At 68.7% G+C, this 12,253-nt stretch carries 9 protein-coding genes and 2 tRNA genes; 5 read left to right on the top strand and 6 right to left on the bottom strand.

Going from position 1 to position 12,253, the window contains the following annotated elements:
• Nucleotides 1–30 precede the first annotated feature (30 nt).
• Nucleotides 31–1,215 carry an NAD(P)/FAD-dependent oxidoreductase gene (locus BLU77_RS09925; protein ID WP_089772777.1) on the top strand — a complete coding sequence of 395 codons (1,185 nt, stop codon included), beginning with the start codon at nucleotides 31–33 and terminating at the stop codon, nucleotides 1,213–1,215.
• A gap of 9 nt (nucleotides 1,216–1,224) precedes the next feature.
• Here the strand turns inward: BLU77_RS09925 and BLU77_RS09920 are convergent, their stop codons facing one another.
• The gene (locus tag BLU77_RS09920) at nucleotides 1,225–2,493 is read right to left on the bottom strand and encodes an amidohydrolase (protein ID WP_089772776.1); all 1,269 of its coding nucleotides are present in this window, start codon (nucleotides 2,491–2,493) and stop codon (nucleotides 1,225–1,227) included.
• Complete coding sequence (locus tag BLU77_RS09915; protein ID WP_089772775.1) at nucleotides 2,486–3,448, bottom strand: cation diffusion facilitator family transporter; 963 nt, start codon at nucleotides 3,446–3,448, stop codon at nucleotides 2,486–2,488. Before BLU77_RS09915 ends, BLU77_RS09920 begins: the two co-directional genes overlap by 8 nt.
• 148 nt (nucleotides 3,449–3,596) lie before the next feature.
• On the opposite strand from BLU77_RS09915, the gene BLU77_RS09910 reads away from it, so the two are divergent.
• From BLU77_RS09910 to BLU77_RS09900, 3 genes are all read left to right on the top strand, one after another.
• Nucleotides 3,597–4,748, top strand: coding sequence for an ATP-grasp fold amidoligase family protein (locus tag BLU77_RS09910; RefSeq protein WP_089772774.1), 1,152 nt, complete (start codon nucleotides 3,597–3,599; stop codon nucleotides 4,746–4,748).
• Between the two features lie 174 nt (nucleotides 4,749–4,922).
• Nucleotides 4,923–4,994 (top strand) — tRNA-Gln (locus BLU77_RS09905).
• Between the two features lie 56 nt (nucleotides 4,995–5,050).
• Nucleotides 5,051–5,123, top strand: a tRNA-Glu gene (locus tag BLU77_RS09900).
• A 167-nt stretch (nucleotides 5,124–5,290) separates the two neighbouring features.
• Here BLU77_RS09900 and BLU77_RS09895 read toward each other — a convergent pair.
• From BLU77_RS09895 to BLU77_RS09880, 4 genes are read right to left on the bottom strand one after another with little or no spacing between them, the layout of a single operon-like run.
• The gene (locus BLU77_RS09895) at nucleotides 5,291–6,736 is read right to left on the bottom strand and encodes a sulfatase family protein (RefSeq protein WP_089772773.1); all 1,446 of its coding nucleotides are present in this window, start codon (nucleotides 6,734–6,736) and stop codon (nucleotides 5,291–5,293) included.
• 49 nt (nucleotides 6,737–6,785) lie between these two features.
• Entirely contained in the window at nucleotides 6,786–7,682 is an 897-nt protein-coding gene (locus tag BLU77_RS09890) for a carbohydrate ABC transporter permease (RefSeq protein WP_175477021.1), read from the bottom strand.
• Nucleotides 7,679–8,641, bottom strand: coding sequence for a carbohydrate ABC transporter permease (locus BLU77_RS09885; RefSeq protein WP_245708753.1), 963 nt, complete (start codon nucleotides 8,639–8,641; stop codon nucleotides 7,679–7,681). The genes BLU77_RS09890 and BLU77_RS09885 overlap by 4 nt, the downstream gene beginning before the upstream one ends.
• Nucleotide 8,642: 1 nt before the next feature.
• A complete protein-coding gene (locus BLU77_RS09880; RefSeq protein ID WP_175477020.1) occupies nucleotides 8,643–10,130 on the bottom strand; it encodes an ABC transporter substrate-binding protein in 1,488 nt (495 codons plus the stop codon).
• Nucleotides 10,131–10,373: 243 nt separating this feature from the next.
• On the opposite strand from BLU77_RS09880, the gene BLU77_RS09875 reads away from it, so the two are divergent.
• On the top strand, nucleotides 10,374–12,251 hold the full coding sequence (locus tag BLU77_RS09875) for a substrate-binding domain-containing protein (protein WP_139177717.1): 1,878 nt from the start codon (nucleotides 10,374–10,376) through the stop codon (nucleotides 12,249–12,251).
• The last annotated feature ends 2 nt before the right edge of the window (nucleotides 12,252–12,253 follow it).

Genomic DNA, 12,253 nt, shown 5'->3' with positions numbered 1-12,253 from the left:
GGGGTATGCTCGACAAGAGGAGGATCGTCGATGAGCACACCGGAAGTCCTGATCGTCGGATGCGGCCCTGCCGGGGTCGCTGCGGCTGCCGAGCTCGGTTCCCGGGTGAGTACCACCGTGCTCAACGGTGAGCCGAGCGCTCCCTACAACCGCACCGCGGTGAACAAGGGCGTGCTGCTCGGAGCCGCCGAGCTGGAGAGCCTCACGCTGCCCGAGGCGGCTGCGCTCGAGGAGGTGACCGTGCGGCACGGACGAGCCGTGCGGCTCGATCACGGCGCACGCGTGGTCCACGACGACCAGGGCCTCGCGCACGGCTTCGACGCCGTGCTGGCGACCACCGGTGTGCGGCCGATCCTGCCTCCGTCGTTACCTCGGAGCCCGCGCGTGCACGTGCTGCACTCGCCCGAGGACGGGCTCCGGCTGCGCCGGCGGGTGGCCGACGGCGGCCGGCACGTCGCCGTCGTCGGTGCCGGTCTGATCGGGGGTGAGACCGCCGGCGTCCTCACCGACCTGGGCAACCGGGTGACAGTGATCAGCAGGTCCGAGCGTCCGATGGCCGACCGGTGGGGGAGCCTGGTCGCCGACTGGCTGGTGGCCTCGCACGAGGCGAATGGCACCGAGCTGCTCCTCGGACGATCGGTGACCACGGTCGAGGAGGCGGAGGCCGGGGTCCACCTCGTCCTCGACGACGGTCAGACGGTCGACGCCGATGAGGCGGTCATCGCGATCGGCTCCCGGCCGAACCTGGAGTGGCTCGCCGGGGGAGTCCCCGGCACCAACGGGGTGCTGACCGTTGATCGGGACGGACGGACGGCGGCGGCCGGCGTGTACGCCGCGGGCGACGTCGCGGCGATCGAGGGCAGGGCCCGGGAACACTGGGGTGCGGCCTTCCACCACGGCAGGCACGCCGCCCGGGTGCTGCTGGCCGACCTCGGGCTGGGCGAGGAGGTGCCCGAGAACCCGTGGCTACCCTCGTACTCCGGCTACCTCCGGGACGCCAAGCTCACCATCCTCGGCGACCCGCACGGGTTCAGCCGGGAGGTCGTGCTGGCCGGAGTGCCGGGGGAGGGCCGGTGGACCGTCGCGCTCACCGACGAGGCCGACCGTATCCTCAGCGTGGTGGGCGTGCGGGGCGCGCGGGTGGCCAACAAGCTGCGCGACCTGGTGCGCCACCGCGGCACGGTCGCCGAGGCGGAGGCCATCATCGGTGCGTGAGGCGGCGCCTCACAGACCGGCCCGCACCGCACCTTCGAGGAGGTCGAGCGCCACCGGCAGGGCGGACTCGTCGATGTCGAACCGGCTCGTGTGGTGCGGGGCCGGGCTGCCGCCCCCGACCAAGACGAAGGTGGCCTGGCCGCCGGTGCGCTGTACCTCGGCCATGAAGAGGGTGACGTCGTCGCTCGCCGTCATCGGTGCCGTCCGCCGGGCCTCCTCGATAGCGGGGACGTCGGCGGCCGCACTGAGTACCGCCTCGACGACCTCGGCATCGCACCGGGCGACCGCCGATGCACCGGTGACCTCCACCTCGGCCGTGAGGCCGTGCGCGGTGGCCGCTCCGTCGATCACCGCATGCCCGCGGCGGGACAGGTCCGCCAGCACGCCGTCGTCGCTGGCCCGGATCTCAGTGTCGAGCACCGCCTCCGCAGCGATGACGTTGGCGCTCGTCCCGGCGACGAGCCGGCCCACGTTCACCCGCGTGACGGCCCCGGAGACGGGCGGGAGAGCATGCAGGCCGAGCGTCGCAGTCGCGGCACCGAGTAGCGCATTGCGCCCCTCGTGCGGAGCCAGGGCGGCGTGCGAGGGGCGTCCGGTGAAATGGCAGCGCCACTTCTCGGTGGCCAGCACGCCCTCGGCGGCGGCGGCGACGGTCCCGGCGGGCAGATCGATCCCGACGTGCATCCCGAGCATCACGTCCACACCGTCCGTCGCCCCAGCGGCCACCATCGCCCGGGCTCCGCGCACACCTTCCTCGGCCGGCTGGAACAGGAGCACCACCTCACCCGGGAAGTCCCGGTTCGCGGCCAGGCGGCGCCCCAGGGTGATCCCCACCGCGACGTGACAGTCGTGCCCGCAGGCATGCATCAGGCCCGGGTTGGCGGAGGCGAACCCGAGTGCGGTGGGGACGTGCGCGTCGTCGTCGGACTCGGTCACGGGCAGGGCGTCCATGTCGAACCGGATGGCGACCACGGGACCGGGCCGGGTGCCGCGTACCCGGGCGAGTACCGCCGTCGCCCCGTACCCCAGGTCCTCGATCAACGGATCCGGCACGCCGGAGCCGCGGGCGCGCTCCCGGGCGGTAGTCAGGTCGTCCGGACTCGGTAGGCCCGCCAGGCCGGCGAGGTCGCAGACTGGCTCGCCCCACTGCAGGTCGTCCACGTGCCCGTCGAGCTCCGCGATGACCCGGGCGGCGGTCTCGATCTCCAGGAAACCCAGCTCCGGCCGGGCGTGGAACGTGCGGCGCAGCTCCACCAGGTCGGTGGCGCGCTCAGGCATGGATGGAGTGCTCGTGGCGGGTGTGCCCTGCCGGCTCGAGCTGGAACGTGCAGTGCGAGACGTCGAAGTGTCCTTCGAGGCACTCGCCGAGCGCGTCGAGCGTGGCGCACTCGAGCTCGGGGTCGAGCTCGTCGACGTCCAGGACGATGTGGGCCGACATTACCGGGACGCCGGACGTGATCGTCCAGGCGTGCAGGTCGTGCACGTCGCTGACGGCGGGCAGTTCGAGGATGTGCTTGCGTACCTGCCCCAGGTCCATTCCCCGTGGGGTGGACTCCAGGAGTACGTCCGCCACGTCCTTGAGCAGGGAGATCGCCCGAGGCAGGATCAGGGCTCCGATGGCGAACGAGGCGATCGCGTCCGCACGTACGTAGCCGGTCGTCATGATCACGATGGCGGCGGCGATCACGGCCAGGGAGCCGACCAGGTCGCCGAACACCTCGAGGTAGGCGCCGCGCAAGTTCAAGCTCTCCCCGCGGGCCTTGACCAGGATCAGCAGGGAGGCGGTGTTCGCGAGCGCACCACCGACGGCCACCCACAGCATCACCCCGCTCTGGATCTCCGGTGTGTCGCCCCACCGCAGGAATGCCTCGCGGATCACCAGCACGCCGACGGTGCACAGGATCGTGGCGTTGACCAGGGCAGCGAGCACCTCGGCGCGCTGCCATCCGAAGGTGCGGGTGTCGGTGGAGGGGCGCTGGGCCAGGGTGGCAGCGAGCAGCGCGATGGCGACACCCGCCGAGTCGGTGAGCATGTGACCGGCATCGGCGAGCAGGGAGAGGGAGCCGGAGATCCACGCACCGACGGCCTGGGCCAGCATCACGGTGAACGTGATCCCGAGAACGAGTTGCAGGCGTCGCTTGTTCTCGTTGGTCGCCGTCACGGCGTGGTCGTGCCCGTGTCCGCCGTGGTCGTGCCCGGGTGATTCGGGCTTGTCTTGGTGTCGTCTCGCCATGAGTTCGCCTCCTCGGGGTCGTGCGTCGAATATACCCTAAGGGGGTATTTTGTGGGGAGGAATGGAACATCTTTCAAACCCATGACAACATCGCGATCTCGAGGCTCGCGAGGCACGGCGCGCGCTGAGCGCTGCCACCATCGGGACCATGGGCATCGACATCGTTCCGCAACCGCTCCGCCGTCGTCTTCGCCGTGCGGTGCCGCCGATCGCGTGGCGGGATGAGGCGCTCGCCGTCCAGCGGGAACGCCTGGACGAGCTACGTGCGCGTGTGGACGAGCGCGACGGCACGATCGGCGATCTTCGTCGGAAGTTGCGCGAGCTGGAGCGCGAGCGGGTCGCCGAGCGGCCGCCGTCGTTCTGGAGCCTCCTCGAGCTGCTCCGCGCCGAGGCCACGTACGCCCCGGCCGCCGACCCGCACCGGTTGACCCCGCTTCGGCAGATGCCGTTCAAGCTGCGCAACTACATGCTGGCGCAATCGCACGGGATCGCTCACGCGGAGGTGCTGGGGGTGTGGAGCACTGCCGCTGAGATCGATCTCGCCGATCTCAGCGGCAGGATCGTGGTGAAGGGAGACGGTGGTGCCGGCGGGCAGGGTGTGCTGCTCCTCGACCGTGCCGGCGATGGGGGCTTCACAGAAATCGGAACCGATCGGACGTACCCGGCCGATGAGATCGGCCCCATACTGGGTGCTCGTCACGGTGTGCGTCCACCGTTCTTCGCCGAGCGCTTCATCCAGGCGGGGCCGGGCGGGCCGACGGTTCCCGTCGATGTGAAGTTCTTCAGCTTCTACGGAGAGGTCGGGCACGCGCTGTTGCGGAGGGTGTGGCCCGGCGCCGAAGGCACGACTGTGGAGTACCGGTACGTCGCAGCGGACGGTACGGACCTGGGTGAGGTCATGCCGGGGCAGCGGGTCGCTCCGGATGTTCCGCTACCCCCGGACTTCGCGGAGATGGTGCAGGTCGCGCGCCATCTCTCTCGTGCCGTGGGCCTGCCGTTCTGCCGGGTCGACCTGTACTCCGGCACTGATGGTCCGCTGCTCGGGGAGATCACCCGAGCACCCGGCGGGCGCCGCATCTATGAGCGGCACCACGATGAGCGCCTCGGCCGGCTATGGGTGGCGGCCCGCGCCCGGTTGTCGACCGACCTGGCCCGGGGGCGTCCGTTCGGTGCGCTGCACGGGCAGTACCCGGTCGAAGCGCTCTACCCCACGAGGAGCGCCGAGTCGCCCGCGTTCGTCCCGGGGGAGTGGCCGCTGGTCGTGGCGGACTGCCAGGACTGGTGCACACCGCAGTCGTGAACCTCGACATGCTGCCCGACGGCGGCCCACCGCGAGTGCTTGTGACATCGCCCACGTGTGTGAGTTTGGGTGCGAGCACGGAGTTCCGGTACAGTTTCACGTCGGCACGGCGTTCGCGTGACGAGTCCTCAGAGCACCTGTGAGGAGCCTCGGCGAGTGAAGGCCTTGACACCATGGGGTATGGTGTAATCGGCAGCACGACTGTTTCTGGTACAGTTAGTCTAGGTTCGAGTCCTGGTACCCCAGCGGAGAATCGTCCCGGGTCACTCCCCGGAGTCCGGTACGATTCTTTTTGTTTGCTCGGCCCCGTCGTCTAGTGGCCTAGGACGCCGCCCTCTCAAGGCGGTAGCGCCGGTTCGAATCCGGTCGGGGCTACATCCGAAGGCCCCCGCTCATCGAGCGGGGGCCTTCGTCGTCTCCTCAGATCCCCGGGCCCTCAGATCCCCTGCCGAACGCAACTCTGTGCGGCGTCAGAGCGCGCTGATGCCGCACAGGGTTGCGCTCGGCAAGAGGTGGGGTGGGTGTGTGGGGTGGGGCGCTGGTCAGAACTCCGAGAGCCGCGGCTGCGATCGGTCCTCGGTGGCTACCAGCACGTCCAGCAACATCCGCTCGAGCTCCAGGCGCTTCTCAGCGGCCTCCGGGGTACGCCAGAGGTTGATCTGCTCGTGCGGGTCATTCGCGAGGTCGTACAGTTCGCCGTCGCGTTCCCGTGCGGTCGAGGGCGGCCCATGATGCACCACGATCTTCCAGTCACCGCGGCGCAGCATGGTGGTGTGCACCGGTGGGTCGTAGGGCCAGCAACTGTCCCGATACTCCGAAAGCACCCAGTCCCGGTCCTCCCAGGCATCCTCGTCGGGCTCATCGTTGCGCCACAGGGGTGCCAGGTCCCGGCCCTGTTGCCGCGGCATTGCCTCCACCCCGGCGGCAGCGAGCAGCGTCGGAGCCAGGTCGATCCATTCCACGAGCTCATCTCGGACGGTACCGGCCGGGATGTGCTCGGGCCAGCGCACCAGCAGCGGCACCTTGAGCGAGCAGTCGAACATCATCGGGCCCTTGAGCAGCATCTGATGATCACCGAGCATCTCGCCGTGATCGCTGGTGAAGATCACGATCGTGTCCTCGGCCAATCCCTCCGCCTCGAGCGTGTCCAGGATGCGCCCCACCTCGTCGTCCACCAGCGTCACCATCGCGTAGTAGTGGGCGATGATGTCCTGGATCTCGTCCTCGGTATGGTCGACGAACCCGCGGGAGGATCCCGCATAGGAACTCTTCGACGCGTCCGTGTAGACCGCCGGCTTCGTCGACAGGTCAGACGTGACGGGCCGGGGGATCGAAGCGGCGTCGTACTGCGCGCGGTACTCCGGCGGCGACCCGAACCCGTGGTGCGGGTCGAAGAAGTTCACCACGAAGCAGAACGGCTTGTTCTTCTCCCGCCCGGTGGTGAGGTACTCGATCGTCTCCTCACCGATCCAGTGGGTGTAATGCTGCTCGGTCGGCAGATGATCGATCGCCGAGGCGCCACCGGTGGCTATCGTCTCCTCCAGCACGCCAGGGAATTTCTCCTCGAGCCAGCTGTGATAGTGGTTCGCCTCGCTGCGCACGTACGGGTCGTGGGACCACCGGAACACGCGGAACCCGTCGTCGATCCGCGGCTCGATGCGTCCGTACTGGGCGGCTCCGAGGTGGAACTTGCCCACCAGTCCGCAGTCGTACCCGGCATCGGTGAGCGACCGGGTGAAGAGCTGCTCATCGGGGTTGATATCCACCCCGTTCGCCCACAGTCCGTGGTTGTGCAGGTAGCGGCTCGTCATCAGGCTCGCCCGGGACGGCGCGCACACCGACGACTGCACGTAGCAGTTGGTGAACCTGGCGCCCTGGGCGGCGAGCCGGTCCAGGTGCGGGGTCCTGATGTGGGAGTTGCCGGCGGCGCCGAGAGCGTCCCAGCGTTGCTGGTCGGTACTGATGAGCAAGATGTTCGGGCGAGTCATTGTTCTCCGTGGTCGAGAGGTCGCATCGGTAGATGGGGCGGCTGGACTGCTAGTTCTTCACGGCACCGGCGATCCCTTCCACGAAGTGCCGCTGCAGCACGATGAACAGCAGCAAGATCGGCAGCAGCGAGAGTGAGGCGGCGGCCGCGAGGCCGGACCAGTCGGTGGAGTTGGTGCCCTCGAAGGCGAGCATCCCCACGGCAAGCGTGCGGTTCTGCGGCACCGAGAAGGTGAACACCAGCGGCAGGAAGAAGTTGTTCCAGGTGGCCAGGAATGTCAGCACCACCACGGTGGCCGTGATCGGACCGGACAGCGGCAGCATGATCCGGAAGAAGGTCCGCAGGAAACCGGCACCATCCATCAGGGCTGCCTCCTCCAGCTCCTTGGGCACCTGGGCGTAGAACCCGGCATAGAGCAGCACCGCAGCCACATGCCCACCACCGGCGAGGGCGAGGATCAGCCCGAGGTGGGAGTTGAGCAGCCCGAGCAGATCGCTGAGCTCGACCACGGGCACGATGAACAGCCCGGTGGGGATGAACATGGTGGCTGCGAGCACGCCGACGAGCAGCCGCCGTCCGACGAACCGGTACCGGGCGATCACGTAGCCGGCTGCGGCGCAACGCACCACCACGATCGCCACCGTGCCGACGGTCACGATGATCGAGTTCAGCATGTAACGGGCGAACCCGGCCTCGTCCCAGGCGCGGGAGTAGTTGTCCCAGTGCCACGTCTCAGGCCACAACGACAGGCCCGAGGAGAAGATGCCCATCGCGTCTTTCACCGAGGCCGAGACGATCCACAGCAGCGGGTACACCCAGGCCAGCGCGACCACGGCCAGGATCACCGTCTGGATCCACCGCGTGGTGTGGCGCGACAGGCCACGACGTCCGGGTGCACCATCCGTGGCGGAGGCGACCTCCGCCGTCGAGGATGTGGTGCGTTTCATCGGCGGGCCTCCTGACGTGCGCGAGCCAGCCGTGCCAGCAGCAGCATCGTTCCCACCACGATCACGGTAAGGATCCCGAACATCACACCGAGCGTGGCGGCGTAGCCGAGATTCGGGTTCGCTGCGGCGAACGCCTGCTCGTAGATGTAGACCTCGGTGACCAGGGTGGAGAAGAAGGGGCCGCCGCCGGTCATCGTGAGCACCAGGTCGAAGATCTGCATCGTCTCCACCACGGTGAGCAGCGTGATGATCACCACGAACGGCATCAGCAGCGGCAGGGTGATGTGCCGGAACCGGCCCCACGTTCCGGCACCGTCGATCTCGGCGGCCTCGTACAACTCCAGCGGGACCGTCTGCAATGCGGCGAGCCAGTAGATCAGCGTGATCCCCAGCCACTTCCAGATGTGGACCGCCATCACCGATTGCAGCGCCGTGTCCGAGCTGCCGAGGAAGTCGATCGGGGTGAGCCCGACCAGTTCCAGCAAGGCGTTCACCGGACCGGAGGAGGGATCGAGCACGAAGCCCATCACGATCCCGACGATCGCTGTGGTCGCCACGACGGGGATGAAGAACGCGGTTCGCAGAAGAGTGGCCAACGGCAGCTTCGGGTTGTTCAGCATGATCGCCAGCACGAGGGCCAGCGCCACGCGCACGGGCACGGTGACGGCGATGATGAGCATCGTCACGCCGACCGAGCGCCAGAACAACGGGTCGGCCAGCGCGCGCTCGTAGTTCGCCAGCCCGGTGAATGTGCGGTCCACCCCGAGGCCACGCCACTCCAACATCGAGTAGAAGATGCTGGAGATGCTCGGCCAGACGGTGTACATGCCGAACAGCACCACGGTGGGCAGCACGAAGACGTAGACCCACCAGCTCACCCGGCGGCGTGGACCGGCCGGGCGAGGGGCCGACGGCGTGGCTCGCCTCGGCGTTCGTTCTTCGGTGAGCAGTGTGGCCACGTCAGTACTGCTCCGGGGTGAAGTCGGTGCCGAGCTGGTAGTCGGCGAACACCCAGTCGTCGAGGGAGACCTCGACACCCTCGCCGGTCACGACGTCCAGCGCACGGTCGCGCTCGGCCGTGAGGGAGTCGCTGAAGGTGCTCAGCGCGTCGCGCGCGTTGTCGATATCGCCACCGAGGTAGCCCTGAACGATCTCGCCGAGGGTGGGGCGCACCTCCTCCATCTGGGCGATCACCGCGCCGACGCCTGGATTGCGCACGGCCGGGCTAGGGGCGAGGTGGCACTGCTGGGAGAAGATCTCGATCGCGCGGGTGTAGACCGGGTCCACGTCGGCCTCGGCGACGACGGACAGGTCTGCGGGCGGCTGGTCCATGTTCAACGCCAGGGCCTGCGCGAAGTCCGGCTGAGCGAGTAGGGAGAATAGTGCACTGACGTCCTCGGGGCGCCCCGAGGCAGCGGACTGCCAGAACTGACCTGCTGAGGGTCCGCGGGCAGTGACGCCGGCGCCGTCGGGCGTGGGCAGATTGGTCACCGCCACGTGGGGGAGGAATTCCGGGAACTGACCAGCAAGCACGCCGGCGTTCCAGGGGCCGTCGAAGAAGATCGCGGCCTCCCCGGCCGCCCAGCGGGCGCGGGCCTCGAGTGCGTCCAACGATGTGGAGGCCGGCAGCATCACACCGTCGGTGATCAGCGACTTGAGAAACTCGAGTGCGTCGAGGAACCCATCGCCGTGGTAGAGGTACTCACCGGTCGCAGCGTCGGTGACTTCCGCGGCACCCACCCCTGCGGTGTTGAACGCCAGGTTCGCACCCGCGCCCTGCGCGAGGTCGACGAGCTGCTCCTCGAGCCGACCGGTGAAGGCGAGAGTGCCGACCCAGGCGGGTTGGCCGGAGTCGGTGATCGCCCGGCACACCGCACGGAAGTCGTCCCAGGACACACCTGTCGCCTGCGGGTCACCACCGGCCGCCTCATAGGCATCAGCGTCGAACCAGCTCAGGCTCGAGTGCTGCTGGTGGGTGAAGATCGGCACCGCGTATACCTCGCCGCCGAAGGTGTGGACGCCCTCGAACAGTCGTCCGTCGGTCGCGGCTTGGGCATCGGCGTCCAGTGTGACCGGTGTGATCAGCTCCTGGTCCACGAGCGCGTTCGGTGGGATCCCGGTCAAGTTGCTGAACACGGCGGGCATCTGGTCGCTGCCGAGCGCGAGCTGGAGCGCCTGCCCCATTTCGTTCGGGTTGTAGACCGTGCGTTCCACCTCGCCGCCACCAGCATCGGCCCAGGTGTCGAATACTCCCTGCATGGCGCCCTCGAGCGGCTGGAAGTGGTCCCACCATTGCAGCGGCCCGCTGGTACCGCCGGACTCGGATCCGCCGGCAGTGCCGGATTCACTGGTGTCAGAGGTGGAGGAGCGGCTGCAACCGGCCAGGGCCGCAGCCAGCGCAGCAGCGGCGGAAGCACCGAGGACGGTGCGTCGGCTCGGGGTGATCATGGAATCTCCTTCGATGGGTACATCGTTGTACCGGTGGACGGTAGTCATGCCGAGATGAGTGGTCAACGGTGCTGACTGGGTGCTGTGAGGGTCTGCCGTATCGAGTGGAACTGCAGTGGAACTATCGATTGTGGATCATCGACGCGTCCTGTGTGGCGTGATGGAGCGGCTTCGATTGTGCCGCTTGCTAGCCTGATCCAGGATGAACTGTGTCAGTAATGGCTGGACGACAGGAGGGCTGTGGTGACCCGAGCGTCGACCCTGGTCATCAGACCAGGGGAGCATGACCGGGTGCGGGAGCTGGCCGAGAGCGGGCGGACCGCACAGGCGCTGCGTGCCCGCGCTGTCCTGCTTGCCGCGGAGGGTTGTTCGCACACCGAGATCGCGCAGCGCCTGGCCGTCTCGCGACAGAGTGTGGTGACGTGGCGTCGGCGATACGAGGAGTCCGGCCTGGCCGGGCTGGATGATCGGGACCGCTCCGGGCGCCCTGCAGTGATCGATCCGTGGGCCGCCGTGCAGCCGGCGCTCGTGCCCGCGCCGCACGGCAAGCGCTGGAGCTCACGTTCCCTCGCTGCGCACCTGGACGTCAGTCCGGCGACCGTGTCACGAGCGTGGCGCGCGCACGGGTTCACACCCGTGGACGGCGGTGCCGTGCGGCTGGGATCGGCACCGCCGATCCACGCCGCGAAGGTTGAACTGGTGGGGATCCACGCGGCCGGGCCGTTCGGCGTGGCGGCATTCCGGAGTCGGAACGAGCGACGGAGCGTGCCGGCGCGGCGAGGTCCTGGCGACCAGGGGCTCGGACCTGCGGACGTGGAGAGCGGGCGTGCGGATCCGGTGGCTGCGTTGCCTGAGCTGCTTGAGTCAGCTGCCCATGGTGCGAGGGACCCGGAGTTGTTGCACGCGTTCCTGCGCGGGCACGATGACTGCGAACTGCTCGTGACTCCCGGGGTGGCCGCGCTGGGTGTGTACCGCTGCCACAGCGTGGGCCAGTGGCAGGCGATGGTGCGGGTGCTGGCGGCGCTACACGGTCAGTGCGGTGGCCCCCGGTTGGAGCTCTCCACGGCACCGACTGTGCTGGGAAGCACCTCTCGGCGTCCAACATCTTCTGAATCGGCCCAGGTGACACCTCGCGTGACGATGCGCGAGGTGGCAGCGGACGCAGGGGTGTCGATCAAGACGGTCTCGAACGTCCTGACCGGCGCGAAGAAGGTGGAGTCTCAGACGCGGGGACGGGTGGAGGCCGCGATCGACCGGCTCGGCTACCAGGTCAACACCGCAGCACGGCAGCTGCGGACCGGCCGTCGCGGGCAGGTGGTGCTGGCCGTGCCGGAGTTTCGCGTGAACTACTTCGCCGAGCTCGCCGAACAGCTCATCGATGCCGGCGCAGAGCGTGACGTGAACATCCTCGTGCAGATGACGCGTGGGCGGCGAGAGCGCGAGCTGGAGATCGTGGCGGCAGCCCGCGGGCTGGCTGACGGCGTGATCATGGTGGCGCAGGGGATGAGCGAAGGCGACCTGCCCGAGCTCTCCGCGAGCGGTGCGTTCGTGCTGCTCGGGGAGAACGTCAGCGGAGCGTCCGTGGACCACATCACCATCAGTAATGCTGACGCCGCACGGACGGCGATGGAGCACCTGCTCGCCGCTGGTCGCCGGCAGGTGGTGCTCCTCGGGCTTGGCAGCAGCCCGGTCTCGGCGGCGAGAGTGCGAGGCTGCCGAGCGGCGGCGGCCTCATACGGTCTGCAGCTGGACAATCGCCTCCTCGTCCCGGCGGGGCCGTGGCATCGGGACGCGGGGGAGCGGGCCATGCTCGACTTCCTGGATCGTGGCGTGCCGTTCGACGCGATCGTCGGCTTCAACGACGAGCTCGCTCTCGGCGCTGCTCGCGCCCTGCTCACCCACGGTGTGCACGTTCCCAGCGATGTGGCGATCGTGGGATTCGACGACTCCGAGGACGCTGCCTACTCCACCCCGAGCATCACTTCGATCGCCCCCGACATGGCCCACATCGCGCGACGCGCGCTCGAACTGATCGACGAACGTCAGCGCGCGACCCGAACGCGCGCCCCTGTCCAGGTCACCGCGCCGTACACGCTGGCGGTACGGGAGTCGGCGCCGTGACA

The sequence above is a fragment of the Ruania alba genome (assembly GCF_900105765.1).
Lineage (GTDB): Bacteria > Actinomycetota > Actinomycetes > Actinomycetales > Beutenbergiaceae > Ruania > Ruania alba.
The sequence above is the reverse complement of the archived record's forward strand: the minus strand, read 5'-3'. Positions and strand labels throughout refer to the sequence as shown.

Bases quoted from the DNA above. Each gene is read 5' to 3' on its own strand.
- BLU77_RS09890 (WP_175477021.1), bottom strand. From the start codon at position 7,682: ATGAAACGCACCACATCCTCGACGGCGGAGGTCGCCTCCGCCACGGAT.
- BLU77_RS09920 (WP_089772776.1), bottom strand. From the start codon at position 2,493: ATGCCTGAGCGCGCCACCGACCTGGTGGAGCTGCGCCGCACGTTCCAC.
- BLU77_RS09895 (WP_089772773.1), bottom strand. From the start codon at position 6,736: ATGACTCGCCCGAACATCTTGCTCATCAGTACCGACCAGCAACGCTGG.
- BLU77_RS09880 (WP_175477020.1), bottom strand. From the start codon at position 10,130: ATGATCACCCCGAGCCGACGCACCGTCCTCGGTGCTTCCGCCGCTGCT.
- BLU77_RS09925 (WP_089772777.1), top strand. From the start codon at position 31: ATGAGCACACCGGAAGTCCTGATCGTCGGATGCGGCCCTGCCGGGGTC.
- BLU77_RS09910 (WP_089772774.1), top strand. From the start codon at position 3,597: ATGGGCATCGACATCGTTCCGCAACCGCTCCGCCGTCGTCTTCGCCGT.
- BLU77_RS09915 (WP_089772775.1), bottom strand. From the start codon at position 3,448: ATGGCGAGACGACACCAAGACAAGCCCGAATCACCCGGGCACGACCAC.